Raw genomic sequence first — 25180 nt, forward strand, 5'->3', positions numbered from 1 at the left:
GCGCGCGCTCGTTCGCGGCGGCCAGGGCGCGTCCGGCGGCGCCCGTCGGCTGTTCGGCACCCTCCGCGGGCACCGGAGTGCCCGCGACCGCGGGCAGGGCGGGTGGCAGGGCCGCCTGCGGTTCGTCGCCGTCGCGCCGGGCCCGCCGTCCGCTCGGAGCCGGTACGCCCTGCGGCGGAACGGTGCCGCCGAGTCCGGTACCCGAGGCGGCGGTCCCCGCCGCGTGCTCGGCGGCCGTGAGCACGGCGCCCTCGCTCACACCGGCGTCCTCGCCGGGCTCGGCGGACCGTGCGCGTCGCCGGCCGGTCCCGCCGGAACCCTCCGGTTCCTCGGCGGGGGCCGGGGCCGGCGTCTCCTCGGCGGCCGGGCCACGCCGACGTCGCCGGCCGGTCGGCACCGCGGCCTCCACCTCGGCCCCGGTACCCGCCGCAGCCGGGACCTCGCTCTCCAGGAAGGCGTCCACGGAGGACCGGTGGGCCCGCCGCCGCCCGGCGACGGAGTTCTGCTCACCTTCGGCGTCGGCCGCCTCCGGGGCCGCGTCCGGCGGACCGGCCAGAGCGAGGGCGGACCCGACCGGAGCGGCGACGGCGCCCGCGCCTCCGCCCAACGGCACCTCGAGGACGTACGCGCTGCCGCTCATGCCCGGCACCTCGTGCGTCTGGAGCACGCCGCCGTGCGCCCGCACGATCCCGCGCACGATCGGTTCGTGCACGGGGTCGCCGCCGGCGTACGGGCCACGCACCTCGATGCGGACGACCTCGCCGCGCTGAGCGGCGGCCACGACGACCGTGTTGTCCATGTAACCGCCCGCCGAGACGGGCGCGTTGCCGGTGGCATCGACGCCCGCGACGTCGGCGACGAGGTGGGCGAGCGCGGTCGTGAGGAGCCGCGCGTCGACCTCGGCCTCGATGGGCGGAGCGTGCACGGCGAACTGGACCCGGCCGGGCCCGACCAGCTCCACGGCCCCGTCGACACCGGCGGCGACGACGCGTCGAGCATCACCTTCGTCCGGGTGATGGCCTCGCCGCCGGTCTCCAGGCGCTGGTAGCCGAGGACGTTGTCGATGAGGGTGGTGATGCGCGCGTACCCGGCCGACAGGTGGTGCAGGACCTGGTTGGCCTCGGGCCACAGCTGCCCGGCGTCGTCGGCGGCGAGCGCGGACAGTTCGCGGCGCAGTTCGTCCAGGGGACCGCGCAGCGACCCGCCGAGGAGGGTCAGCAACTGGTCGTAGCGGGCGGCGAGGGCCTCGTACCGGTCCTTCTCCCGCTCGCCCAGCGCGGCGTAGCGCTCCTCGCCGGCCGCCAGTGCCTCCTCGTGCTGCTCGCGCAGCCGCTCCAGCTCGGCGACATGCTGCTGGCGCAGTGCGGTGAGGTCGGAGGAATGCTCCTCGGAGAGCCGCTCCAGTTCGTCCCGGTGCCGCTTCTCGACGGCGTCCTTCTCCTCGGCGAGGGAGTCGTACGGCCGCCGGTCGGTGAAGGTCATCACGGCGCCGACGAGCTGGTCGCCGTCCCGGACGGGCGCGGTCGTCAGGTCGACCGACACCTTCTCCCCGCCCTTGGACCACAGCACCTGCCCGCGCACCCGGTGCTTGCGCCCGGAGCGCAGGGTGTCGGCGAGCGGCGACTCGTCATAGGGGAAGGGGGAGCCGTCGGCGCGGGAGTGCAGCACGAGCGTGTGCAGCTCCTTGCCGCCGAGGTCGCTCGCCCGGTAGCCGAGGGTCTGGGCGGCGGCCGGGTTGACCAGCACGATCCGCCCGTCGGTGTCGGTGCCGACGACTCCCTCGGACGCGGCCCGCAGAATCATCTCGGTCTGGCGCTGCGACCGGGCCAGCTCGGCCTCGGTGTCGACGGTGCCCGACAGGTCGCGTACGACGAGCATCAGCAGTTCGTCGTTGGCGTAGCCGTAGCTGTCGTAGGCCTGCTGGCCGTTCTCCAGGTTGGCGCTGGTGACCTCGACGGGGAACTCGGTGCCGTCGGTGCGCCGGGCGACCATCCGCGTGGGCTTGGTCCGGCCGCGCGGGTCCATGTGGTCCGGGCGCCGCATCGAGCCGGGGATGAGCTTGGAGTCGAACTCCGGAAGGAGATCGAGCAGCCCGCGCCCCACGAGGGCGGTGCCCGGCGTCTCGAATGCCTCCAGCGCGATGGTGTTCGCGTTGACGACGGTTCCGTTGGCGTTGACCAGGACCAACGCGTCGGGAAGTGCGTCGAGTATGGCTGCGAGGCGAGCAGCGCCTCGGGATGGCCTGCTGCTCACGAGTCGCTTCCTCCCTGTTACCGCCCTTTGCCGACCGCTCGGGCCATATTGCCAACCGTCCCGCAGCGTGTCACGCGAGGGAGTCTAAGGGCTGGGGCCGTGCTCGCGGCGCCGGATGAGAGGCAGCTCGCACGACGAAGTGACACAGAACGTATGACCGCCCGCCCCGGTTTCGCGGGACCTTCGCGTGACGTTTACGCGACGGGTGCTTCTGCCATGGGAAACCTGTGCGAAATCCGTGGGGTGGCGGGGGTGCCGGCTCCCCGTCCCCGGAGGCGGTCAGGAAGGCGACGGAACGGAACCGGGTCGACCGCCCCCGTCCCCTGTTCTCCGCCGGTCAGGGCCGGGTCAGCGCCCGCCCCACCTCCGGCAGCAGCGGCACGAACCGGTCCCAGCGCTCGATGTGACAGCCGTTGCCGCGCTCGAACGTCGTGTCGACGGGCCGCCCGGCCCACCGGCCGGTGACCCGCGCGGTGGCCGGACCGCCGTACCGCATGGTGCACACGCTGCCCTCCGGCACGGGCGCGAAGGTGTCCTTCCCCCACCGGGCGTTGCGGTCCACGGCGGCGCAGGCCCCCGACACGTCCGGGTGATGCCCGCGCCCCGGATGGCAGCGCACCACGAACGTCCCGTCGGCACCCCCGCCCGCGCCCCGGACGGTCACGGTGAGGTGATCGCCGGCGGGTGGCCGGTCCTCGTCGCGGACGGGCGGCGGCGCGAGGGGCGGCCGGGCCGGGCCGGGGCCCGCGTGGGCGGTGACGGAACCCGCGCCGAGGGAGCCGGCGACGGCCACCGCGGAGGCGGCGGAGAGAGTGAGGAGGAGCCGCCCGAGCGGTGTGACCTGGACCATGGCCTGCCTAACGCCCCGCCGCCGGGGACGTTCCGCCCGGCGAATGCCTTTGCCCTGCGGGCCGACCGCCTAGTACCGTGGACGCCGATTGGTGACACGAGGCTCGACTGTGTCATCATCTGCACGCGCCACTCGCACACACGCGAGCGGCTGTGTGGAGGCGTCGCCTAGTCCGGTCTATGGCGCCGCACTGCTAATGCGGTTTGGGACTTCAATCCCATCGAGGGTTCAAATCCCTCCGCCTCCGCTCGACGTCGAAGCCCCGGTCCTCCGCGACCGGGGTTTCGTCGTTCCCCGGACCGCCTCCGACTGACCCCCCAGAACAGGCCTTCTCGCAGGTCACAAGCGGTATGGGAATCGGATTTCACATGGCGGCGGCTGTCATGTAATGTTCTTCCTGTCGCCGCGAGCGGGCCGGAAGGGCCGGGACCGGAGACAGAAAACAGAAGAAGGACAAGCACTCGTAGCTTAACGGATAGAGCATCTGACTACGGATCAGAAGGTTGCAGGTTCGAATCCTGCCGAGTGCACACAGGTCAAAAGGCCCCGCCGGTTCGCCCGGCGGGGCCTTTGACGTCAACCGGTGACATCAGCCGGTGGCATCAACACCTGACATCAACACCTGAAAGCAACACCTGCACCGATGCCTGGGGTACTTCCTCCGGATCATCGTCCCGCGGGTCCCGGGCGGGCGTTACAGTGCGCGCCGTGGACATACCCCACTGGTCCCTCCTGCTCGTCGCCGGTCTGGCGGTCTTGCACGCCCTCGGCCTCGTCCCCGTCGTCCGCCGACTGAGCGGACTCGACCCAGCGGTGCGCTTCAAGGCCCGCCTCGACCTGCTCGACTCCGTCGGCAACCTGCTGCTCCTCGGCGGCCTGGTACTGGGTCTCGTGGTGGCGGAGCCCTGGTTCCGGCTCGGCTTCGCCGGTTTCGCGCTCATGGCCACCGTCCACGCCGTGAAGGGCGTCCACCTGCTCCGCGCTCGCCGCCGCTCCACGCCCTGATCCGGCGGAGAGGCCCTGGATCTGCCGCGGTGACGACGACGTCGGCAAGGCGTCCGACCGCGAGATCACGTCCTCGACGGTGCTCCCGATCTCGTCCTCGACGGTGCTCGCTGAACGCCGTTCGGTGCAGCGGCTTCGGCCGGGCGACGACGCGGGTGTCGGACGGTGTCTTCCAGGCGCCGTGCGGGCCGCTCGACCTCGGCGAGGTGCTGTGCCCGTTCGGGGAGTGGGTCGCCTCGGTGGACGGAGAACGCCGGCTTTCACGACAGGTGGGTGCGTTCAGGCGCTGCCGGGGGGTTGCGGGCAGGCGCATACTGGAAGCAATGACAAAGCCTGCTGCATCGAAGCGCTATTTGCCCACCAGCCCCTTCAAGGCCCCGGTCGCGCCGCCGCCCAAGCAGTTCGCCGTGGGTGACCAGGTCACGCACGACATGTACGGCCTCGGCCGGGTGATCGGCATCGAGGAGGGAATCGCCGTACTCGTGGATTTCGGATCGGCGCAACAGCGGATCCTGAGCCCGTACCCCAAGCTGACCAAGCTGTAGAACCCGCAGTGCCCGGTCACGGCACACCACCAGCTTCCTCACGGACCTGTAACGAATGGGAGTCCTCTCATCGACTCGACCTCGCTGTTCTCCGCTCCGGAAGGGGCGCCGCGCAGTGCCACCGCGACGTCGCCGCCTCCGACGGCGAACCCCTTCCAGGCACCGGACTTCGGAGATTTCGCGGAGTTCGCGGAGAACGAGAACTTCCCGCCCGAGGACGGGCCGGAGTTCATCCCCGAGTCGGCCACGGCTCGGCGTCGCAGGGCCGGCTAGCTCCCACCGGGAGCTTGTCGGCCTCACGATCCGTGCGGGTCACCGACGATGACGGTCGGGTCCGTGGTGCGGCTCACCAGGGCGTGAGTCGTGTCGGCGAGACTCACCCGGTGATGGCGGGCGTAGTCGGTCAGGCGGCGCCCAGCCTCACCTATCGCGATGTCCCCGTACACGGCGAGCATCCCCTAGGCGATCTCCAGGACGGCCTTGGCCGCGATGGCGCTCCGCACGCGGGCGATGACGTCGTCGACTCGCGCCGGTTCAGTGGACCGGTGCATCAGCGACAGCGCCGCTGAGTCCGCCGGTGCCCGCGCCGGCCGCGCGTCGCCCTCGGAGAGCTCCCGGACCCGGGTGTTGAGCGGGGTCGCAGCCCCCAGGGGACGCTCGTACAGGCGCAGCGGGACGGTGTGCAACGCCCGGTACCCGCTGTCGGGCATGGCGGGGACCAGCTTCGGCCGGCGTCCCGTTCGGCGGTGATGTCCGGGATGCCACGGGCCTCGCCGGTGCGTGAGCAGTCCGTACAGGCCTCGGCCCGTCTGCATCCGGAGCGGCTCGATGAACGCGGCACGGTCCTCCGTGGCCGCCATCGCCTTGAGGGTGCCCCGGCCGTCGGCGATCGTCACCGCCGCCGCGTCCACCTCCAGCAGTCACCGGGCTCGGTCGATGACGGCCCGGGCCGCCTCGCTCGAGGTGCGGCCCTGTGCGAAAGCCCTGGCGCGCAGTATCAGGAGTGCCTCCTCCGCGCCGCCCGCGATCGGCACCTCCCGGCCCGGGAACCGTCACCTCGCTTCCCTCCGACCCTGTCGCGTCGACCGGCCCACGGCCTTCCCTGCGCTGCCGGCCGTACGCCCGGCGCGGCCAGAGGGAGACGCCGGTCAGCGGGGCCGGAGGCTCCCTGGTGCTGCTCGCCGTGATGGCCGGTCAGCCGGGTGTCGTCGGCGGCCCCATGGCCTGTCTCAGCAGGGGGTGTCGGTCTTGAGCAGGTGCTTCTCCGCCCAGCGGGCCAGTTCCTGAAGGGCGGGGTCCAGGGCGGCGCCGGCTTCGGTCAGGCGGTACGAGACGCGCAGCGGGGGACCCTCGTCGACCTCGCGCACCACCAGGCCGGCGGCGCTCAGTTCGGTGAGGCGGTCGGAGAGCATGCGTTCGCTGATGCCGGGGATGCCGCGGCGCAGGTCGGCGAAGTGGACCGGGCGCTGCATCAGCGCGGCCACGATCATGCCCGTCCAGCGCTTTCCGAGGAGTCCGAAGACGCTGGTGATGCCCTCGCCGACGCCGCTGCACGCCTCCGGCCCGTGGTACGTCCTCGTGTCCGCCATGCCGCCAGGGTACCGCCTTCCGGTTCGGGGATGAAAAAAAGTAAGTAGCTGTGTTATTAGTTGGTACGCAATAATCGATAGCTGCGTACGGAAAAGCATCTCGCATCCCGACTGGAGTACCCATGGCCACGCTGCTGCACCTGGACTCGTCGCTGTTCCCCACCGCCGCCTCCGCCTCCCGCTCGGTGACGGATGCCTTCCGCAGGACCTGGGAGGAGCAGCACCCGCAGGGCACCGTGATCTACCGCGACCTCTCCGCGGCCCCCGTCCCGCACCTGGAGGTGCTCGCCGCCTCGGCCGCCTTCGCCGACCCGGCCACCCACACCCCGGAGCAGGCCGCGGCCTTCGCCGAGCGGCTGAAGCTGGTGGAGGAGCTGGAGCAGGCGGACGCCGTGCTGATCGGCGCCCCGATGTACAACCTGTCCATCCCCTCGACCCTCAAGGCCTGGCTGGACCAGGTCATCCTGATGGGTCGCACCGCCGGACCCGACTCGTCCGTCAAGGGCCTGCCGGTCACCGTCGTCGCCAGCCGGGGCGGTTCCTACGCTCCGGGCACCCCGCGCGAGGGCTTCGAGTACGTGCAGAACTACCTGGAGGCCGTCCTGGGTGAACTGCTCGGCGCCGAGGTCCACTTCATCGTGCCCGAGCTGACCATGGCCGCCTCCAACCCCGCGATGGCGGACCTCATCCCCCTCGCGGAGGCGTCCCGCGAGCAGGCGCTGGTGAGCGCCGCGGAGAAGGCCAAGCTGCTCGCCGCGCGCGTCGCCGCCTAGCCGGGCTCGCCAGGTGCGCCCGCTCCGGCCCACTCCGGCTCGGCACGATCGCGGCTGAACGAACTCCGCCCTCCGGGGCGTTCGCCGAGACTGGGCGCATGGACTTCTTCTGTCATCACCGTGACCGGCCCGGCTCTCTCGCCCTGCGTACCGAGCTGGTGGAGGAGCACTGGGCCTACATGGACCGGTACGAGGCGGAGCTGATCGCCCGGGGGCCGACCTTCGACGAGGGCGTGCTCACCGGCAGCGTGCACATCGTCGATCTGCCGGACCCGGCCGCCGCGCGGGCGTTCGCGTTCGACGAGCCCAACTACCAGGCAGGTGCCTACCGGGACGTGATGCTGCGCCGGTGGCGCAACCTGCTGGGGCGCACGATGTGGGACTTCCCCGGCGGCCGGGACGGGGGCGAGCGGTACCTGGTCCTCGGGCTCGGCGCGGGAGAGGCCGTCGATCTCGACGTACCGGACGACCGTGACGGGCTGATCGCGTACGGGCCGCTGCTGTCCGACGACGGCGGCGCCTGGCTCGGGACGGCGGTGCTGGTCCGGGCGCCGGTCCGGACGCGGCACGCGCCGTCCTGACCCAGGACCGGTACGCCGGGATCGAGGTCCACGAGTGGGAGTTCGGGGGACGGCGGTCCTGACCCCGCCGTCCCTCGGGCCCGTCGGCAAGATCAGCCGAACTGGCCCGGCCGGTAGTCGCCGGCGGGCTGCTGGACGATGACGTTCATGCGGTTGTAGGTGTTGATGACGGCGATCAGCCCGACGAGGGCGACGAGCTGCTCCTCGTCGTAGTGCTCGGCGGCGTTCGCCCAGGCCTCGTCGGTGACGCCGCCGGCCGCGTCGGCGATGCGGGTGCCCTGTTCCGTCAGCTCCAGGGCGGCCCGCTCGGCGTCGGTGAAGATTTTGGCCTCGCGCCAGACCGCGACCAGGTGGAGGCGCTGCGCGGTCTCCCCGGCGTGCGCGGCGTCCTTGGTGTGCATGTCGGTGCAGAAGCCGCAGCCGTTGATCTGGCTGGCGCGGATCTTCACCAGTTCCTGCGTCGCCGCCGGCAGCGTCGAGTTCGTGATCTCCCTGCCGGCCGAGTTGACGTGTTTCACGAGCTTCGCCGCGAGCGGGCTGCCGTAGAAGTTCAGGCGGGCTTCCATGGTGACTCCTCTGCCGTCGGTGCGGGTTGCACCTCTTTGACGGAGCGGCGCGCGGCGGTGTGACAGAGGGAGGTGTGACGTGGGTCTCGTGGGTGCGGACTCACTCGTCCCGCAGCTCCTCCCGATAGGCGTTCGCCAGTGTGGTCGCGCGGGTGAACCAGTCGGTGAGGACGGCGATCTCCTCGGCGGAGTAGTCGGCGAAGAGGGTGCCGAGGCGGGCGTAGTAGGGCTCGTACAGGGCGTGCACCCGGGCCACGGCGGTGGGTTCGGCGGCCACCCGGACGCGGCGGCGGTCCTGGGGGTCGGGGCGGCGGGTGACGTATCCCGCGCGTTCCAGGCGGTTGAGGATGCCGGTCACGGCGCCCGTGGTGACGTGCACGCGGGTCGCGAGGTCGCCCGCGGTGAGGAGGTCCTCGCCGGCCTGGATGACGTAGGCGAAACAGGTCAGGTCGGTGACGTTCAGGCCCAGGCGCTGGGCCATCTCCTGCTGGCCGACCAGGCTGGCCGCGATGAGGTCGTCCATCGCCGACAGTGCCTGTGCGGGGGTGGCGGGGGGACGGGGTGGCTGGGCGGTCATCGCGGGACGGTGCTCCCTCTGCGGTCGGTTTCTGCTGGCTCCTTGTTATCTGCTTTCGGTTTCTCTTACCTTGTAAGAGGTTATGTATCTCAACTTCTTAGATCGTGAGGGATCGCATGTCTCTGTACGACGAAGGGCACACGGTCGCCGGCTGGACCGGCGTCGCGATCGCCACCGTCGGCACCTCCGTGGCGGGGGTCGGCGTGTGTGCCGTGTCCGGGGTGCTGGTGGGTGCGGGGCTCGTGGTCGTGGCGCTGAGCGCGCTGGTCACGTGGGCGCTGCACCTGTCCGGGTGGGGCAAGCCGCCGGGCGTGCGGCCACGGGCCGAGTGGGGCATGCGGGTGCGGGACCCGGAGGCGCGAGCCGGTCATCCGGCGTGCGTGGGGTGCCGGCTCGCGGGGCGCGGACGGGTGGCCGAGGGGGCGTTGTCAGTGCCGGCGCCTACCGTGGTGGGTGATGGCACAGGCATGGAAGTGCACGGGGCTGAGCTGGTCGGGGGCGGGACCCGAGCTGGTGTGGGACGGGGGGCGGCGTAGCCCGCTGTCGTGGGGGAAGCGGGTGGCCTTCGGGGTCGCGGAAGGGGGTGTGCGGGCCTGTTCGGGGGCGCGGGGGCATGCGTGCCCGGTGCGGGCGGTCGTGCCGGCGCGGAGCACGGGGGCGCGCTGTGAGGAGTGCGGGCGGCTGGACCGGGCGCACTCCGTCGCCGCGGACGCCGTCGCCGACGATCCGCGGCCGTACCGCGTGTACCTGGCCTGGTTCGGCCCCGGCCTGGTCAAGGTAGGGATCACCGCGGTCGGGCGGGGTTCGGCGCGGCTGCTGGAGCAGGGTGCCGTCTCCTTCACCTGGCTCGGCACCGGCCCCCTGATGGCAGCCCGGCGCACCGAGGAACTGCTGCGGGCCGCCCTGCGCGTCCCGGACCGGATCCCGTACGCCGAGAAGCGGGCCGTCCGGGCCGGGTTGCCGGTGGCGGAGGGGGAGCGGGCGCTGGAGATCCGTGAGTTGCACGCGCGGGCGGTCGGCCTCGGCGACTGGCCGGAGTCGTTGACGCGGGAGCCCTTCCTGGCCGTGGACCATGTGGAGGCCTTCGGGCTGGCGGGGGCACCGGCAGCCGTCGGCTCGGTGAGCGAGCTGGTCGCCGGGGGTGCGGTGAGCGGGGACCTGGTCGCCGCCGCCGGACCGGACCTGCATCTGGCGACGGCCACCGGAGTCGTCGTACTGGACAGCCGGCTGATGCGGGGCTGGGAGTTGGTCCCGGCCGGGGAAGCGGACGAAACGGGCTTCCCCGTCAGGGAGTTCAGCAAGCCCGCGGAGCACCTCCAGGACGAGCTGTTCTGAGGCGACCGCCGCCGTCCCTCCCCTGTTTTGCCGAACCGGCAAGCCCCCTCGCCCCGCCCGGGGTCCTCCCCGCAGGATGCCGACGACGGGGCTCTGACCGGCTCGGGGTTCTCCCCCTGCCGGACAGGGCCGTGGATCCCGAATCGTGGAGTTCGCATGTCGCAGCAGGCCTTGGACGTCACTCACCGGACCGTCCCCTCTCCCGCGGGCCGCACCCACCTCGTGGAGCAGGGCGCGGGGCCGCTGGTGCTTCTCGTGCACGGGTTTCCCGAGTCCTGGTACTCCTGGCGTCACCAACTGCCCGCCCTCGCGGCCGCCGGATACCGCGCGGTCGCCCTCGACGTCCGGGGCTACGGCCGTTCCTCCCGGCCCGCCGCCCCGGAGGCGTACCGCATGCGGGAGCTGGTCGCCGACAACGCCGCCGTGGTGCGCGCCCTCGGTGCGGAGACCGCGGTGGTCGTCGGCCACGACTGGGGGTCCGCCATCGCCGCCCACTCCGCGCTGCTCCGCCCGGACGTCTTCCGCGCGGTCGGGCTGCTCGGCGTCCCCTACACACCGCGCGGCGGACCGCGGCCCAGTGAGATCTTCGCGGGGATGGCGGGCGCGGAGGAGGAGTTCTACGTCTCCTACTTCCAGGAGCCCGGCCGCGCCGAGGCCGAGATCGAGCCCGACGTACGCGGCTGGCTCGCCGGTTTCTACGCGGCCCTGTCCGCCGACACCATGCCCGCACCCGACGCGCCGAGCCCCTACTTCGTCCCCCGTGGCGGCCGGATGCGCGACCGCTTTCCCGCCGGCCGGCTGCCCGGCTGGCTCGACGAGGAGGAACTCGACGTGCACGCCGCAGAGTTCGAGCGGACCGGGCTGAGCGGGGCGCTGGCCCGCTACCGGAACATGGACCGGGACTGGGAGGACCTCGCCGATCACGACGGGGCCCCCGTCACCCAGCCGTCCCTGTTCGTCGCAGGCCGGCTGGACGCCTCCACCACCTGGCTGGCCGACGCGATCGACGCGCACGCCACCACGCTGCCCGGCCTCGTCTCCTCGCACCTCCTGGACGGCTGCGGCCACTGGATCCAGCAGGAGCGGCCCGCCGAGTTCAACCGCCTCCTCACGAAGTGGCTCGCCGCCCTGCCGGACTGAGGTCCCCGACGGTCCGGCAGGGCCGGGCTTCCTCAAGGAACTCCCAGGAATCCCCAGGGTTCCCACGGCGGAGTCACGCGTTCCGTCCGCCCCTTCCGGCCACGGAACCGGGGCATACGCGGACGGACGGGCCGCCCTGGCGCGTCCGCACCGCACTTCCCTGAGAGCCTGCTGTGCGTTTCTCAGGGAAATCACAGACAGGGGAAAGCGCGTTCTCAGGCGACCCCGACATGGTGTCCTCCATGACCACGACCTCGCCCCAGGGGCGCACCGAACTGCTGAGGCCGGACGGGAGCCCCGTCCGAGTGCTTGTGGTGGACGACGAGTTGTCGATCACCGAACTGCTGTCCATGGCCCTGCGCTACGAGGGATGGCAGATCCGGAGTGCCGGTGACGGCACGGGCGCCATCCAGACCGCCCGGGACTTCCGGCCCGACGCCGTCGTCCTCGACATGATGCTGCCGGACATGGACGGGCTGACCGTCCTGGGCCGGCTGCGCCGTGAGCTGCCGGACGTGCCCGTCCTGTTCCTCACCGCGAAGGACGCCGTCGAGGACCGTATCGCCGGACTCACCGCGGGCGGCGACGACTACGTCACCAAGCCGTTCTCCCTGGAAGAGGTCGTGGCCCGACTGCGCGGGCTGATCCGCCGCTCCGGCGCCGCCGACCGCCGCTCCGAGTCGATGCTCGTCGTCGGCGACCTCACCCTCGACGAGGACAGCCACGAGGTCTCGCGGGGCGGCGACAACATCCACCTCACCGCCACCGAGTTCGAGCTGCTGCGCTTCCTCATGCGCAACCCGCGGCGCGTGCTCAGCAAGGCCCAGATCCTCGACCGCGTGTGGTCCTACGACTTCGGCGGCCAGGCCAACGTGGTCGAGCTGTACATCTCGTACCTGCGCCGCAAGATCGACGCGGGGCGCGAGCCGATGATCCACACCCGGCGCGGCGCCGGTTACCTGATCAAGCCCGCCGCGTCATGAGCGGGCGACGACGGCCGCGTGCGCAGCAGCGAGCAGGCAAGCCCCGCAAGCCCCGCACCCTGCGGACCCGGCTCGTCGTCGCGTCGGTGGTCCTGATCGCGGTGGTCTGCGCGGTGATCGGCACGGTGACGACGCTGGCCCTGCGGTCGCATCTGTACGAGCAGCTGGACGGCAAGGTGCGTGAGACCGCCATGCGCGCGGTGGGCGGCCGCATCGACGGCAAGCAGCCGCCCGACGGGACCCCGCCGGTCGGGGCGAACGACGACACGCCGGCGAGCGCCAAGGCCGCGAAGCTCGTCACCCAGGGCCCGACACAGCCCAGGACCATCGCCGCGTACGTGGTGGACGGCAAGATCGTCAGTGCCGCCGTCGCCGAGCAGGAGAAGGACAGCAACGGCGTCTTCAAGGACATGACCGCCGGCAGCCTCGACGCGGCGCAGAAGGCGGCTCTCGCCTCCGTGGCGAAGGACGGCAAGGCCCACTTCGTGGACGTCCCGGGTATCGGCGAGTACCGCGTCGTGTACGTCACCAGCATGGACGGCAGCGACACGTGCTACGTCGCCCTGCCCACCGACGACGCCAACAACACCATCAACACCCTGATCATCGTCGAACTGAGCGTGACCGCCGCCGGTCTCGGCGCCGCCGTCATCGCCGGCTATGTGCTGGTCGGCCTCGCCACCCGCCCCCTCCGCAAGGTAGCCGCCACCGCCACCCGGGTCTCCGAACTCCCCCTGCACACCGGCGAGGTCAACCTCTCCGAGCGGGTCCCCGAGTCCGAGACCGACCCGCACACCGAGGTCGGCCAGGTCGGCGCCGCACTCAACCGGATGCTGAACCACGTGCACGGTGCCCTGCACGCCCGCCAGGAGAGCGAGATGCGGGTCCGGCAGTTCGTCGCGGACGCCAGCCACGAACTCAGAACCCCCCTGGCCTCCATCAGGGGATACGCCGAGCTGACCCGCCGCGGCCGCGAACAGGTCGGACCGGACACCCGGCACGCGCTGGGCCGTATCGAGTCCGAGGCCGGCCGGATGACCTTCCTCGTGGAGGACCTGCTGCTGCTCGCCCGCCTCGACGCGGGCCGCCCGCTCCAGTTCGAGCAGACCGACCTCGTCCCCCTCGTCATCGACACCATCAGCGACGCCCGCGCCGCCGGACCCGACCACGTATGGCGCCTCGAACTCCCCGAGGAGCCCGCCCTCGTGTCCGCCGACTCGGCGCGGCTGCAACAGGTCCTCGTCAACCTCCTCGCCAACGCCCGCACCCACACACCACCGGGTACGACCGTCACCGCGCGCGTGCAGCGGCGCGGACCGTGGCTGTGCGTGGACGTCCAGGACAACGGCCAGGGCATTCCGGCGGACCTGCTCCCGCGCGTCTTCGAACGGTTCGCCCGCGGCGACTCGGCGCGCTCCCGCGCCACCGGCTCCACCGGCCTGGGCCTCGCCATCGTGGAGGCCGTCGCGACCGCGCACGGCGGTGCCGTGACCGTCGACAGCGTGCCCGGACGGACCGTTTTCACCGTGCACCTGCCCGCTCTCGCCCCCGCCCCGCCCCTTCCCGCGCCCGAAACGAACCGGCAACGGGACTCACAGGGCCAGCACAGGGCCAGCACATGGGTGCAACAGGGCACCTGACGAAAGTCGTCGACATGCGAACCGACTCTTCTCCCGGCACCTTGCCGGCGCGGGAGCACCTCCCGGCCGACGCCGCCGGTACGCCTGTCCTGGACGTAGTGATCCCCGTCTACAACGAGGAGAAGGACCTCCAGCCCTGTGTCCGCAGACTGCACGACCACCTGACGCGGACCTTCCCGTACCCGTTCCGCATCACCATCGCGGACAACGCGTCCACGGACAGCACCCCGGATGTGGCGAGGCTGCTGGAGTCGCGGGTCCCGGAGGTGCGGTCCTTCCGGCTGGAGCAGAAGGGCCGCGGCCGGGCGCTGCGGACCGTCTGGTCGGCCTCCGAGGCCCCGATCCTCGCCTACATGGACGTCGATCTGTCCACCGACCTCAACGCGCTGCTGCCGCTGGTGGCGCCGCTGATCTCGGGCCACTCCGACCTGGCCATCGGGTCCCGGCTGGCCCGCAGCTCGCGGGTGGTGCGCGGGGCCAAGCGGGAGTTCATCTCCCGCTCCTACAACCTGATCCTGCGCGGCTCGCTCCAGGCCCGCTTCTCGGACGCCCAGTGCGGCTTCAAGGCGATCCGCCGTGATGTGGCGCAACTTCTGCTCCCGCTGGTGGAAGACACCGGCTGGTTCTTCGACACTGAGATGCTGGTGCTCGCCGAACGAGCCGGTCTCCGTATCCACGAGGTGCCGGTCGACTGGGTGGACGACCCGGACTCCACGGTGCACATCGCGAAGACGGCGACCGACGACCTGAAAGGGGTATGGCGCGTGGGCCGGGCGCTGGCCACCGGTTCGCTTCCCCTGGACCGGCTGACCAGGCCGTTCGGCGACGATCCGCGCGACCGCGAGATCATGGACGTACCCAAGGGCCTGGCCCGTCAACTTGTCGGCTTCTGTGTCGTCGGTGGCTTGTCCACCCTCTTCTACCTGCTGCTCTACAGCGGTTTCCGGCAGTTCTCCGGCTCCCAGACGGCCAACGCGCTCGCGCTGCTCGTCTCCGCGGTCGCCAACACGGCCGCCAACCGCCGGCTCACCTTCGGGGTGCGCGGCCGGGCCGGCGCCGTCCGCCACCAGGCGCAGGGCCTGGTCGTGTTCGGCATCGGCCTGGCGCTGACCAGCGGTTCGCTCCTCGCGCTCGACGCGGCGACGTCCGACCCGGCGCACGCCACCGAACTCGCCGTCCTCGTCGCCGCCAACCTCGCGGCGACGGTCCTGCGCTTCCTCCTCTTCCGCGCCTGGGTGTTCCCGGACCGGCGGGGCGACGAGGAGCCCGAGACCCGGCACCGGGTCCAGCCCCCGACGGGGCCCGCCGCCTCACCGACGTGCCCCGCGCCCGGTCCGCTGCCGCAGCGGCCCCACGCCCCTTCCCAGAACAGCGCCACGACGCGGTTCCGCGCCGGCGAGGCCGCGGACGGCACGGTGGGGGTGCCTCCGCTCGAGCGAAGCCGAGAGTGGGGGAGGGACGCCACCATCCGGTTGCAGCCGGTGCGCCCCCACGACACCGACCCGGGGGACGCCCGATGACCACCCACCTCGACGACACGGCGCGGCCGGCCGACCCGGCTGCCGCGGCCACCTGGAGCGGGCCGGAGACGGCACCCCCCGCGCCGCCGCAGGAACCGGACGCCCCCGCTCCCGGCACGGGCGAGCCGAAGCGGCCCCTCGCCGCCAGGATCTGGCGCGGCCGGCCCGAGGACCCCCGCTGGGCGCGCCCGGCCTTCCTCGGACTGCTGCTCGCCACCTGCGTCCTGTACCTCTACAACCTGAGCGCCTCCGGTTACGCGAACTCCTTCTACTCCGCGGCCGTACAGGCCGGCAGCCAGAGCTGGAAGGCCTTCTTCTTCGGCTCGCTGGACTCGGCCAACGCCATCACCGTCGACAAGCCCCCGGCCGCGCTGTGGCCGATGGCGCTGTCCGTGAAGGTCTTCGGCCTGAACTCGTGGGCGATCCTCGTCCCCGAGGTGCTGATGGGCGTCGGTTCGGTCGCCACCGTCCACGCCTCCGTGCGCCGCCGCTTCAGCCCCGCGTCCGGCCTGATCGCGGGAGCGGTGCTCGCCCTCACCCCGGTCGCCGCGCTGATGTTCCGGTTCAACAACCCGGACGCCATGCTGGCCCTGCTGATGGCCGTGGCCTGCTACCTGGTGGTCCGCGCCCTGGAGGACGGCCGCACGAAGTGGCTGGTGTGGGCCGGGGTCGCGATCGGTTTCGCGTTCCTCGCCAAGACCCTCCAGGCCTTCCTGATCCTGCCGCCGCTGGCGATCGTGTACGCCGTCTGCGCGCCGGTCCCGCTGAAGAAGCGCTTCTCGCAGCTGGCCCTGGCGACGGCCGCGCTGGTCGTCTCCGGCGGCTGGTGGGTCGCGATCGTCGAGCTGTGGCCCGCCTCCTCCCGGCCGTACATCGGTGGCTCGCAGAACAACTCGTTCCTGGAGCTGACCTTCGGCTACAACGGGCTCGGCCGCCTCAACGGCGAAGAGACCGGAAGCGTCGGCGGTGGCGGCGGTGGCGGCACCGGGCAGTGGGGTGAGACCGGCTGGGACCGGATGTTCAACTCCGAGATCGGCGCCCAGATCTCCTGGCTGCTGCCCGCCGCGCTGATCCTGCTGGTCGCCGGCCTGGTGGCCACCCGCAAGCGGAAGCGGACCTCGGTGACCCGCGGCGCCTTCCTGGTCTGGGGCGGCTCGCTGCTGATCACCACGGTGGTCTTCAGCTTCATGGCCGGCATCTTCCACCAGTACTACACGATCGCACTGGCCCCCTACCTGGCCGCCGTGATCGGCATGGGCACCGGCATCCTGTGGGAGAAGCGGTCCGAGATCTGGGTCTCGCTCACCCTCGCCGCCGCCTCCGTGGCAGCCGCGGCCTGGGGATACGTCCTGCTCAACCGCACCCCCGACCACCTGCCCTGGCTGAAGTGGCTGGTGCTGGTCGGCGGCCTGGCCGGTGCGCTCGGCCTGGTCTTCGCGGGCCGGCTGCCCCGGCGGTTCGCCCTCGCGGCGGCGGCCCTGAGCATCGTCGCGGCGCTGGCCGGGCCGACGGCGTACACGCTGAGCACCGTGAACTCCGCGCACACCGGCTCCATCCCGACGGCGGGCCCGGCAGGCGCGTCGATGATGGGCGGCGGCCGGGGCGGTCCGGGCGGCGGCGGCTTCGGCGGCGGCATGCCCGGCCAGCAGGGCCGGCAGGGCCAACAGAACGGCGGCGGCTTGCCCGGCGGCACCGCTCAGGGCCAGGGCCAGGGGCAGGGCCAAGGCCAGGGGCAGGGCCAGACCGCTCCCGGTGGGCAGACGAACGGCGAGGGCGGCCGGATGGGCGGCGGCGGAGGCGGCGTGGGCGGCCTGATCAACGGCGCCACCGTCACCGACGAGGCCAGGAAGCTGCTCGACACCGACTCCGACAAGTACACCTGGGCCGGGGCGGCCATCGGCTCCCAGAACGCCGCGAGCTACCAACTGGCCACCGGCGACCCGGTGATGGCGATCGGCGGCTTCAACGGCACCGACCCGTCCCCGACGCCGGCGCAGTTCAAGCAGTACGTCGCCGACGGAAAGATCCACTACTTCATCAGCAGCGGATCGGGCGGCGGCGCCATGGGCGGCAGCGACGGCACGTCCACCCAGATCACCGAGTGGATCGAGGCCAACTTCAAGAAGGTCACGGTCGGTTCGGCCACCTTCTACGACCTGACGCAGAAGGCGACCGGCGGCTGATGACCGACTGATGAGCGGCTGACGTCCGGCTGACGTCCGGCGGTCGAGGGGAAGGGCGGTGACCACGGTCACCGCCCTTCTTCGTGCTCCGCTCGCGCCCATTCTGTTGTACGCCGTACAGGGATCGTTCTACGCTGTAGAACATGACCGCGCCCACGTCGTCCCCGCAGAGCCGTCCCCAAGGCCACCGCCGTCCCCAGGGCCACCCCCAGCGCTGCTGATCCTCGGTGTGATCTGCCTCGCGCAGCTCACGGTGCTGCTCGACAACACCGTCCTGAACGTGGCGATCCCCTCGCTCACCCGCGAGCTGGACGCGGCCACCTCCGACATCCAGTGGATGATCAACGCCTACTCGCTGGTCCAGTCGGGTCTGCTCCTCACCGCGGGCAGCGCCGCCGACCGGTACGGCCGCAAGAAGATGCTGATGGCGGGCCTGGTCCTGTTCGGTCTCGGATCCCTGGCGGCCGCCCTCGCCGAGACCACCGGCCGGCTGATCGCGCGCGCGCCGGGATGGGCGTGGGCGGGGCGCTGCTGGTGACCACCACCCTCGCCGTGGCGATGCAGATCTTCACGCCCGAGGAGCAGCCGAAGGCGATCGGCATCTGGGCCGCGGTCAACTCGCTGGGCTTCGCCGTCGGCCCGCTCGTCGGAGGCTTCATGCTCGACCACTTCTGGTGGGGCGCGATCTTCCTGGTCAACCTGCCGGTCGCCGCCCTGGGCGTGGTGGCGGTCGTCGCCCTGGTCCCCGAGTCGAAGGACCCACGCGGCGACCGTCCCGACCTGCCGGGCGCGCTGCTCTCCACGATCGGCATGAGTTCACTCGTCTTCGTGATCATCTCCGGCCCCGCGCACGGCTGGACGGCGGGCCGGGTCCTGCTGAGCGCGGCCGTCGCGGTGACCGCGCTCACCCTGTTCGGCTGGTGGGAGAGCCGCATCCCGCACCCCATGCTCGACCTCCAGTTCTTCCGCGACCGCCGGTTCACGGGCGCCGTCGCCGGCATGGTCCTGGTCGCCTTCGGCATGGGCGGCGCCCTCTTCCTGCTCACCCAGCACCTCCAGTTCGTCTTCGGATACGGCCCTCTGGAGGCGGGCCTGCGCACCGCGCCGCTGGCGCTGACCGTCGTCGCCCTCAACTTCACCGGAATATCGGCGAGGTGGCTGGCGAAGCTGGGCGGCCCGGTGTCGATCCTGATCGGCATGACGGCGATGTCGGCGGGACTGGTCGCCATCGCCACGACGGCCTCCGGCGGGTACGCCGGGACGCTGGCCGGGCTGCTGCTCATCGGTGCGGGCACCGCGCTGGCCAGCCCGGCGATGGCCCACGCCATCATGAGCGCGATACCGCCCGCCAAGGCCGGGGTCGGCGCCGGGATCAACGGCACGCTCGCGGAGTTCGGCACCGGGCTGGGCGTGGCCGTACTCGGGGCGGTGCTCAGCGCGCGGTTCGCCGCCGGGTCCCTGCCGGAGGCGCTGGTGGCGGCGGGGTCGGCGGAGGAACGGGACCGGGTGGTCGACTCGTTCGCCGCGGGCCTGGAGAGCAGTCAGTTGGTGGGCGCGGTCGCCGTACTGCTGGGCGGGCTGGTGGCGGCGGTGCTGCTGCGCAGGGCGGCGCGCAAGGACGCGGAGGTCCCGGCCGCGTGAGCCGCCCACCGGGCACGGCCACGCGCCCTTGAAGGCCCGGCCGCCGCCTAGCATCGTCATCGGCAGTGACCCGGAGAACCCCCAGAGAGGTGCGCCATGGTGAAGGCCGCCAAGCAGGCCGCGCGGACCAGCGTCTGGCTGGAGGGCAAGGCACGCCGGGGACGGGGCGGGGGCAGCCGTCGGGGCTGGACCGGGACCGGATCACGGAGGTCACCGTACGGCTGCTGGACGCGGAGGGCCTGGACAAGTTCTCCATGCGCCGGCTGGCGACCGAGCTGAACGTGACGGCGATGTCCGTCTACTGGTACGTCGACACCAAGGACGACCTGCTCGAACTCGCCCTGGACGCGGCCTTCGGCGAACTGGGCCTGCCCGACCCGGAGACGGCGGGCGAGGACTGGCGCGAGCAACTGCGGGCGCTGGCGACGTCGTACCGCGCGCTGCTGGTCCGCCACCCCTGGCTGTCGCCGCTCGCCGGGCGGTACCTCAACATCGGGCCGAACTCGCTGGTCTTCTCCCGCACGGTCCAGCGGGTGGTCCGCCGCACGGGCCTGCCCGACCACCGCATCACGAGCGCGATCTCGGCGGTCTTCCAGTTCGTGTACGGCTACGGCACGATCGAGGGCCACTTCTTCGGCCGGGTGGCGGACGCGGGCATGACCGCGGACGAGTACTTCCAGCACTCCATGAGCAAGGTGACCGAGGCCCCGGAGACCGCCGAGGTCATCGAGGAGTCCAGGAACCTCATGGCGGCCCGCGGCGGCGACACGGTCGCGGAGATGCTGGACCGCGACTTCACCTTCGCCCTGGACCTCCTGATCGCGGGCATCGAGGCGATGGTGGAACGCGGCTGAGCCTCCCCTCGTCCGATCCCCACCCCGACGAACCGAGCCGCGCCGGGACGCCCCGGACGCCAACGGTCCGCGGTCACTGGTGCGGAGTGAGCCGTGCCGGGACGCCGGTCGCCCCGGTCGCCGCGGGTGGCTACCGGTCCGCGGTCACTACCGCGGAGCGAGCCGTGCGGGAGAGCCCTGGTCGTGCCGGTCGGCACCCGGACGCCGTCGGCCGCCACCCGGACGCCGCTGGTGCCACCGACCCACGGTCACTCCTGCGGAGCGAGCCCCGCCGGGAAGCCGCCGGTCGCCACCGGTCCCCATCGTCGCGGGGTGACGCGGATGATCGACTTGCCCTGCTTGACCATCGCCGCCCGGTACTCGTCCCAGTCCGGGTGCTCGCCGGCGATGTTGCGGTAGTACTCGACCAGCGCCTCGACGGAGTCGGGGGAGTCGATGACCTCGGCGGTGCCGTCGACCTGGACCCAGGGGCCGTTCCACTCGTCGCTCAGGACGACCACGCTGACCCGCTCGTCGCGCTTGGCGTTGCGCGTCTTGGCCCGCTCCGGGTAGGTGGACACGACGATCCGGCCCGAGTCGTCGACCCCGCAGGTCAGCGGCGAGGCCTGGGGGCTGCCGTCGGCGCGCCGGGTGAGGAGGATCGCGCGGTGCCGGGGACGGACGAAGTCCAGCAGCTCGTCGAGGGAGACGGAGGTGTTGGTCGCGATGTTCGGTGCCATGGGGCCAGCGTAGGCGGCGGGGTGGCCGTCGTGGCTGACCCCGCCGGTCCTACGCCTGCGGCAGCGACTCCCCCTGCACGGCCTGGATGTCCAGCTCGACCTTGAGTGTCGTACCGATGGCGGCGATGCCCGCCTGGACGACCTGGTTGTAGTTGATGGCGAAGTCCTCGCGGTGCAGGTCGGCCGTCGCCCGGAAGGCCGCGCGGGTGCCGCCCCACGGGTCGGCGCCGGTGCCGAGGTAGGCGAGGTCCAGGTCGACGGGCCGGACGATCCCGCGCAGCGACAGGTCGCCGTGGACCGTCCACCGGTCGGGGCCCGCCACCGTCACGCCGGTCGAGCGGTAGGTGATCTCGGGATGGGCCTCGACGTCCAGGAAGTCCGCCGAGCGCAGGTGGGTGTCGCGCATGCCGTTGCCGGTGTCGATGGACGCGGCCCGGATCACCGCCTCCACCCGGGACTTGGTGACGTCGTCCGGGGCGATCTCGACGGACGCGCCGAACTCGGTGAACCGGCCGCGCACGCTGGAGATGCCCAGGTGCTGGGCGACCGCGCCGACCGTGGAGTGCGCCGGGTCGACGGTCCAGCGGCCGGGCGGCGGCAGTTCGGCGCCGCCCTGCCGGGCCAGCGTGACCGTGCCGACCTCCGCCTGGCCGCTCACGGTGACCAGCGCGCTCGCGGCGGCCGGCGCGTATCCGACGGCGGTGACGATCACGGTGTACGCCCCCGGCGCCAGCGCGCCCGCGTCGCGTACGGCGCCCTCCGCGTCGGCCTCGGCGCGCAGCACCTGTGTGCCCGTCATGTCCGTCACCGTGACGACCGCGTGCGACACGGCCCATCCGTCCCGGGTGCGGATCCTCGCGGTCAGTCCCATCTCACGCAACTCCTCGAAGAGACCGCCCGTGGCGGGGGCGTACCCCACCACGGGCCGGTGCCGTGTCGTGCTACTCGCCGGGGTGGGCGAGTTCGATGTCATGGCCGTCCACGCCCGTGCCGGAGACGGTCAGGGCGGTGGCCACCGGCGGGTAACCGGTCGCGATGACCGTGTAGTCGCCGCCGTCGAGGTCGGTGAAGGCGTACGCCCCGTCCGCCCCGGTGGTGGCGGTGCCGGCCACGTTGCCCGCCGCGTCGACGAGCGTCACGCGCGCGTCGGCCAGCGGACCGTACGGCGCCCGGACGACGCCCTGGACCTGTGCCCCCGCGTCGAGGACCAACTCCACGCGGGTCACTCCGGTCGCGCCCACCTCGACGGGCAGGGCGCGCGGCCGGAACCCGGCGGCGTTCACCGCGACGGTCACGGCACCCGGCACCAGCTCGGCGAAGGCGAACTCGCCCTGCTCACCGGTGTTCCCGGTGGCCAGCAGATCGCCCCGCACATCGGTGACGATGACCATGGCGTCCTTGACGGGCTCGCCCGACTCGGCGGCCCGCACGACACCGCCGAGCCCACTGGTCCCGCTGAGCAGGATGTCGTACGCGACCGGCTCGCCGTTGACGACGATCGTGGACGCCTGCGGCTGGAACCCGTCGGCGGAGGCGATCAGGACGTACGACCCCGTGGCCGGCGCGTCCAGCCCGTAGGAGCCGTCGGCCTGCGCGACCGAGCGGCCCAGCTGCCGGCCCGCGAGGAGATCAGCGTGACGGCGGCCTGAGGGACGGGCGCGCTCTCGGCGCCGCGGACGAAACCGCGGACCGGGATGCCGCCCGAGGAGGCCGCGGGGGCGTCGGCGGTCGTGACGGCCGAGAGCCGCTGCGTGCCCTCGGGACCCGCCTCGACGGTGGAGCCGACAGCCGCGAGGACGTTGTCACGGGCGGCGGCGTGTGCCTCGGCCGGAGCCCCGGCACCGGCCGAGGCCTCGGCGGGAGTGTCATCGGAGGCCGACTGCGCCGACGCGCCCCTGGTCTTGAGCGGGACCTCCTTGATGAACAGGGTGATGAGGAAGGCCAGCAGGGCCATGGCGGCGGCGATCAGGAAGACGTCCGCGATGCCGTGGCCGTACGCGCTCTCCATGACCGTGCGCAGCGGCAGCGGCAGCTTGTCCATGTCGGGGATGGAGTCCCCCGAGCTGGAACCGGCGGCGACGGAGGCGTACTCGGGGCCGAGGCCCGCGATGCCGTCCTGGGCGTAGTCGCCGATGCGGTGCGCCATGACGGCACCCAGCGCCGAGACGCCCATCGCCCCGCCGAGGGAGCGGAAGAAGGTGACGGTGGAGCTGGCCGCGCCGAGATCGCGCGGGGCGACCTGGTTCTGCGTGGACAGCACCAGGTTCTGCATCATCATGCCGACGCCGAGGCCCAGCAGGGCCATGAAGACGGCGGTCTTCCAGTAAGGGGTGTCGTAGCGGATGGTGCCCAGCAGGCCGAGGCCCGCCGTGATGAGCACACCGCCGCCGACCAGCCAGGCCTTCCACTTGCCGGTGCGGGTGATGAGCTGCCCGGACACGGTGGAGGAGACGAACAGGCCCGCGATCATCGGGATCGTCAGCACACCGGACATGGTCGGCGACTCGTCGCGGGCCAGCTGGAAGTACTGGGCGAAGAAGACCGTGCCGGAGAACATCGCGACGCCCACGAACAGCGAGGCGGCGGAGGACAGCGTGATGGTGCGGTTGCGGAACAGCCGCAGCGGGATGATCGGCTCGCTGGCCCTCGACTCGACGAGCACGAAGATCAGCCCGAGCGCGACCGACCCCGCGACCATCGCGTACGTCTGCCAGGACAGCCACTCGTACTTGTCACCGGCGAAGGTGACCCAGACCAGCAGGAGCGAGACCGCGGCCGAGATGAAGAACGCGCCGGCCCAGTCCACCTTGACGTCCCGCTTCACGACGGGCAGGTGCAGGGTCTTCTGGAGCACGATCAGCGCGATGACGGCGAAGGGCACGCCGACGTAGAAGCACCAGCGCCAGCCCAGCCAGCTGGTGTCGGTGATGACACCGCCGAGCAGCGGACCGCCGACGGTGGCGACGGCGAAGGTCGCGCCGAGGTAGCCGGAGTAACGTCCGCGCTCACGCGGGGAGATCATCGCCGCCATGACGATCTGCGCGAGGGCCGAGAGGCCGCCCACGCCGACGCCCTGGACGACACGGCAGGCGATGAGCATGCCGGGGTTCTGCGACAGACCGGCGGCGGCCGATCCGAGCACATAGATGACGAGCGCCAGCTGGACGAGCGCCTTCTTGTTGTACAGGTCCGCGAGCTTGCCCCAGAGGGGGGTGGTCGCGGTCATCGCCAGCAGGGTGGCGGTCACGACCCAGGTGTAGGCGGACTGGCCGCCGCCGAGGTCGCCGATGATCTCCGGGAGGGCGTTCGAGACGATCGTGGACGACAGGATCGCCACGAACATGCCGAGAAGCAGTCCGGAGAGGGCCTCCATGATCTGCCGGTGGGTCATCGGAGCGTCGTCGGCGGACCCTCCGCCGTGCTTCGCGTGAGCCCGCACACCGGCTGGTGTGGTCGTTGCCATGGGCTTCCTTCTCTTACGTCGCTTGTGCGGGTGTACGGGTGGTCCGGTCACGTGACGGTTCACGTGGGTGTTCGCTCACGGGAACGGGGTCGGGGACCCGGGGACCGGAGGGGGAACGGGAGGGGGCCGGTGGGGCCGGTGCTGGGCGGACCGGCAGTCGCCGAAGCTCGCGCGCAGCCGGGTCATCAGGCCGATGAGCTGACCGACTTCGTCGTCGGTCCAGTCGCTCAGCCGCTCGGCCAGCAGATCGGTGCTGCGCCGGGTCAGCTCGGCGAGCATCGCGTGGCCCTCGGGGGTGAGGCGCAGGATGCGCGAGCGTTTGTCCGCCGGGTCCGGGGACCGCTCGATCCAGCCCCGCTCGGCGAGGTGCGCGGCGTGCCGACTGGTCACCGACATGTCCACGGCCAGCAGTTCGGACAGGGCGCTCATCCGCAGGTCACCGTGACGGTCGAGCAGCGTCAGCACGCCCGCCGAGCCCGGCGAGCAGTCGGCCGGCAGTATCCGCCCGAGGTCCCGCTTCACGGCTCCGACGGCACTGAGCTGACGCGCCAGCTCCTCGAACTGCGCCTGCCCGGCCATCACACCTCCCGCATTCGTTGCTTAGGGCAACCATAGAAGCGCTTGGTTGCTACAGGCAAACAAATCAGGCTCGAAGGCCGCAAAAAGTTGGCAAAGGCAAGTATTACGATAGTAAACGCCCAGGTCGCAGCGTTCCCCGACGGCGGCGTCCCGGTCGGGCCGGAGCGCGCCCCCCGCTTGGGTCCCTCCGGCCACTTTCGCTAGTGTCTCGGGGCATGGCTAACACGCAGGGCCCCCAGGGCACCAACGACCCCGCCGGCAGCACCCAGATGTTCCGGGCGTTCGTCGACGAGGGCACCCCCCAGGCCTCACGGCGGCGCTGGTCTTGGGCGCGCTTGGCATCGCTACGGCGCGACTTAGGCAAATCTGCGCTGGTCACAGCTT

Annotated in this window: 19 protein-coding genes, 2 tRNA genes and 5 pseudogenes; 15 read left to right on the forward strand and 11 right to left on the reverse strand. The window is 72.1% G+C overall.

Translation table 11 applies throughout. The annotated features are described in order from the left end of the window. Positions 1-2253 (reverse strand): annotated as a pseudogene (locus tag BM536_RS41915) (PAS domain-containing protein); the annotation flags it as partial. Positions 2254-2590: 337 nt separating this feature from the next. After that, positions 2591-3103: an SSI family serine proteinase inhibitor gene (locus BM536_RS28610; protein ID WP_073499184.1), complete on the reverse strand. Its 513-nt coding sequence runs from the start codon at positions 3101-3103 to the stop codon at positions 2591-2593. 156 nt (positions 3104-3259) lie between these two features. Here BM536_RS28610 and BM536_RS28615 point away from each other — a divergent pair. The 4 genes from BM536_RS28615 to BM536_RS28630 all read left to right on the forward strand — a co-directional run bounded on the left by BM536_RS28615 (position 3260) and on the right by BM536_RS28630 (position 4653). Then, positions 3260-3350 (forward strand) — tRNA-Ser (locus BM536_RS28615). A gap of 210 nt (positions 3351-3560) precedes the next feature. Next, positions 3561-3633: transfer RNA gene (locus BM536_RS28620), tRNA-Arg, on the forward strand. Positions 3634-3811: 178 nt separating this feature from the next. Then, on the forward strand, positions 3812-4108 hold the full coding sequence (locus BM536_RS28625) for a hypothetical protein (protein ID WP_143650978.1): 297 nt from the start codon (positions 3812-3814) through the stop codon (positions 4106-4108). Positions 4109-4431: 323 nt separating this feature from the next. Next, a complete protein-coding gene (locus tag BM536_RS28630; RefSeq protein ID WP_073499188.1) occupies positions 4432-4653 on the forward strand; it encodes a hypothetical protein in 222 nt (73 codons plus the stop codon). Positions 4654-4949: 296 nt separating this feature from the next. Here the strand turns inward: BM536_RS28630 and BM536_RS40875 are convergent, their stop codons facing one another. The 3 genes from BM536_RS40875 to BM536_RS28645 form a co-directional block, all read right to left on the reverse strand. Then, positions 4950-5108: a hypothetical protein gene (locus tag BM536_RS40875; protein ID WP_158086550.1), complete on the reverse strand. Its 159-nt coding sequence runs from the start codon at positions 5106-5108 to the stop codon at positions 4950-4952. A gap of 3 nt (positions 5109-5111) precedes the next feature. Next, the gene (locus BM536_RS28640) at positions 5112-5549 is read right to left on the reverse strand and encodes a hypothetical protein (RefSeq protein WP_143650980.1); all 438 of its coding nucleotides are present in this window, start codon (positions 5547-5549) and stop codon (positions 5112-5114) included. A gap of 333 nt (positions 5550-5882) precedes the next feature. Next, positions 5883-6242 carry a winged helix-turn-helix transcriptional regulator gene (locus BM536_RS28645; RefSeq protein WP_073499178.1) on the reverse strand — a complete coding sequence of 120 codons (360 nt, stop codon included), beginning with the start codon at positions 6240-6242 and terminating at the stop codon, positions 5883-5885. Between the two features lie 122 nt (positions 6243-6364). On the opposite strand from BM536_RS28645, the gene BM536_RS28650 reads away from it, so the two are divergent. Both BM536_RS28650 and BM536_RS28655 read left to right on the forward strand, forming a co-directional pair. Continuing rightward, the gene (locus tag BM536_RS28650) at positions 6365-7015 is read left to right on the forward strand and encodes an FMN-dependent NADH-azoreductase (protein ID WP_073499176.1); all 651 of its coding nucleotides are present in this window, start codon (positions 6365-6367) and stop codon (positions 7013-7015) included. A 98-nt stretch (positions 7016-7113) separates the two neighbouring features. Further along, positions 7114-7658: pseudogene (locus BM536_RS28655) on the forward strand (YciI family protein). 30 nt (positions 7659-7688) lie between these two features. Here BM536_RS28655 and BM536_RS28660 read toward each other — a convergent pair. Then, on the reverse strand, positions 7689-8162 hold the full coding sequence (locus BM536_RS28660; RefSeq protein WP_073499174.1) for a carboxymuconolactone decarboxylase family protein: 474 nt from the start codon (positions 8160-8162) through the stop codon (positions 7689-7691). 100 nt (positions 8163-8262) lie between these two features. Continuing rightward, on the reverse strand, positions 8263-8739 hold the full coding sequence (locus BM536_RS28665) for a MarR family winged helix-turn-helix transcriptional regulator (protein WP_073499172.1): 477 nt from the start codon (positions 8737-8739) through the stop codon (positions 8263-8265). 116 nt (positions 8740-8855) lie between these two features. On the opposite strand from BM536_RS28665, the gene BM536_RS28670 reads away from it, so the two are divergent. The 9 genes and pseudogenes from BM536_RS28670 to BM536_RS28710 all read left to right on the forward strand — a co-directional run bounded on the left by BM536_RS28670 (position 8856) and on the right by BM536_RS28710 (position 20035). Continuing rightward, on the forward strand, positions 8856-9275 hold the full coding sequence (locus tag BM536_RS28670; protein ID WP_073499170.1) for an HGxxPAAW family protein: 420 nt from the start codon (positions 8856-8858) through the stop codon (positions 9273-9275). Continuing rightward, entirely contained in the window at positions 9196-10074 is an 879-nt protein-coding gene (locus BM536_RS28675) for a DUF2797 domain-containing protein (RefSeq protein WP_094103678.1), read from the forward strand. Before BM536_RS28670 ends, BM536_RS28675 begins: the two co-directional genes overlap by 80 nt. 156 nt (positions 10075-10230) lie before the next feature. Continuing rightward, entirely contained in the window at positions 10231-11214 is a 984-nt protein-coding gene (locus tag BM536_RS28680; protein WP_079275192.1) for an alpha/beta fold hydrolase, read from the forward strand. A gap of 242 nt (positions 11215-11456) precedes the next feature. Next, positions 11457-12197: a response regulator transcription factor gene (locus tag BM536_RS28685; protein ID WP_073497792.1), complete on the forward strand. Its 741-nt coding sequence runs from the start codon at positions 11457-11459 to the stop codon at positions 12195-12197. Then, positions 12194-13837: a sensor histidine kinase gene (locus BM536_RS28690; RefSeq protein ID WP_073497783.1), complete on the forward strand. Its 1644-nt coding sequence runs from the start codon at positions 12194-12196 to the stop codon at positions 13835-13837. Before BM536_RS28685 ends, BM536_RS28690 begins: the two co-directional genes overlap by 4 nt. 14 nt (positions 13838-13851) lie before the next feature. Continuing rightward, entirely contained in the window at positions 13852-15357 is a 1506-nt protein-coding gene (locus BM536_RS28695) for a bifunctional glycosyltransferase family 2/GtrA family protein (protein ID WP_073497785.1), read from the forward strand. Further along, positions 15354-17540, forward strand: coding sequence for an ArnT family glycosyltransferase (locus BM536_RS28700; RefSeq protein ID WP_094103679.1), 2187 nt, complete (start codon positions 15354-15356; stop codon positions 17538-17540). Before BM536_RS28695 ends, BM536_RS28700 begins: the two co-directional genes overlap by 4 nt. A gap of 143 nt (positions 17541-17683) precedes the next feature. Continuing rightward, positions 17684-19181: pseudogene (locus BM536_RS28705) on the forward strand (MFS transporter). Positions 19182-19277: 96 nt separating this feature from the next. Next, positions 19278-20035, forward strand: a pseudogene (locus BM536_RS28710) (TetR/AcrR family transcriptional regulator). 248 nt (positions 20036-20283) lie between these two features. On the opposite strand, the gene BM536_RS28715 reads toward BM536_RS28710, so the two are convergent. The 4 genes and pseudogenes from BM536_RS28715 to BM536_RS28730 all read right to left on the reverse strand — a co-directional run bounded on the left by BM536_RS28715 (position 20284) and on the right by BM536_RS28730 (position 24796). Beyond that, positions 20284-20754, reverse strand: a complete 471-nt coding sequence (locus tag BM536_RS28715; protein WP_073497789.1) for a PPOX class F420-dependent oxidoreductase — start codon at positions 20752-20754, stop codon at positions 20284-20286. Positions 20755-20803: 49 nt separating this feature from the next. Continuing rightward, on the reverse strand, positions 20804-21625 hold the full coding sequence (locus BM536_RS28720; RefSeq protein ID WP_073497794.1) for a YceI family protein: 822 nt from the start codon (positions 21623-21625) through the stop codon (positions 20804-20806). Positions 21626-21695: 70 nt separating this feature from the next. Next, positions 21696-24145: pseudogene (locus tag BM536_RS28725) on the reverse strand (MFS transporter). A 147-nt stretch (positions 24146-24292) separates the two neighbouring features. After that, positions 24293-24796, reverse strand: coding sequence for a MarR family winged helix-turn-helix transcriptional regulator (locus tag BM536_RS28730; RefSeq protein ID WP_094103680.1), 504 nt, complete (start codon positions 24794-24796; stop codon positions 24293-24295). Positions 24797-25180 lie beyond the last annotated feature (384 nt).

It is taken from the genome of Streptomyces phaeoluteigriseus (assembly GCF_001896135.2).
GTDB lineage: Bacteria > Actinomycetota > Actinomycetes > Streptomycetales > Streptomycetaceae > Streptomyces > Streptomyces phaeoluteigriseus.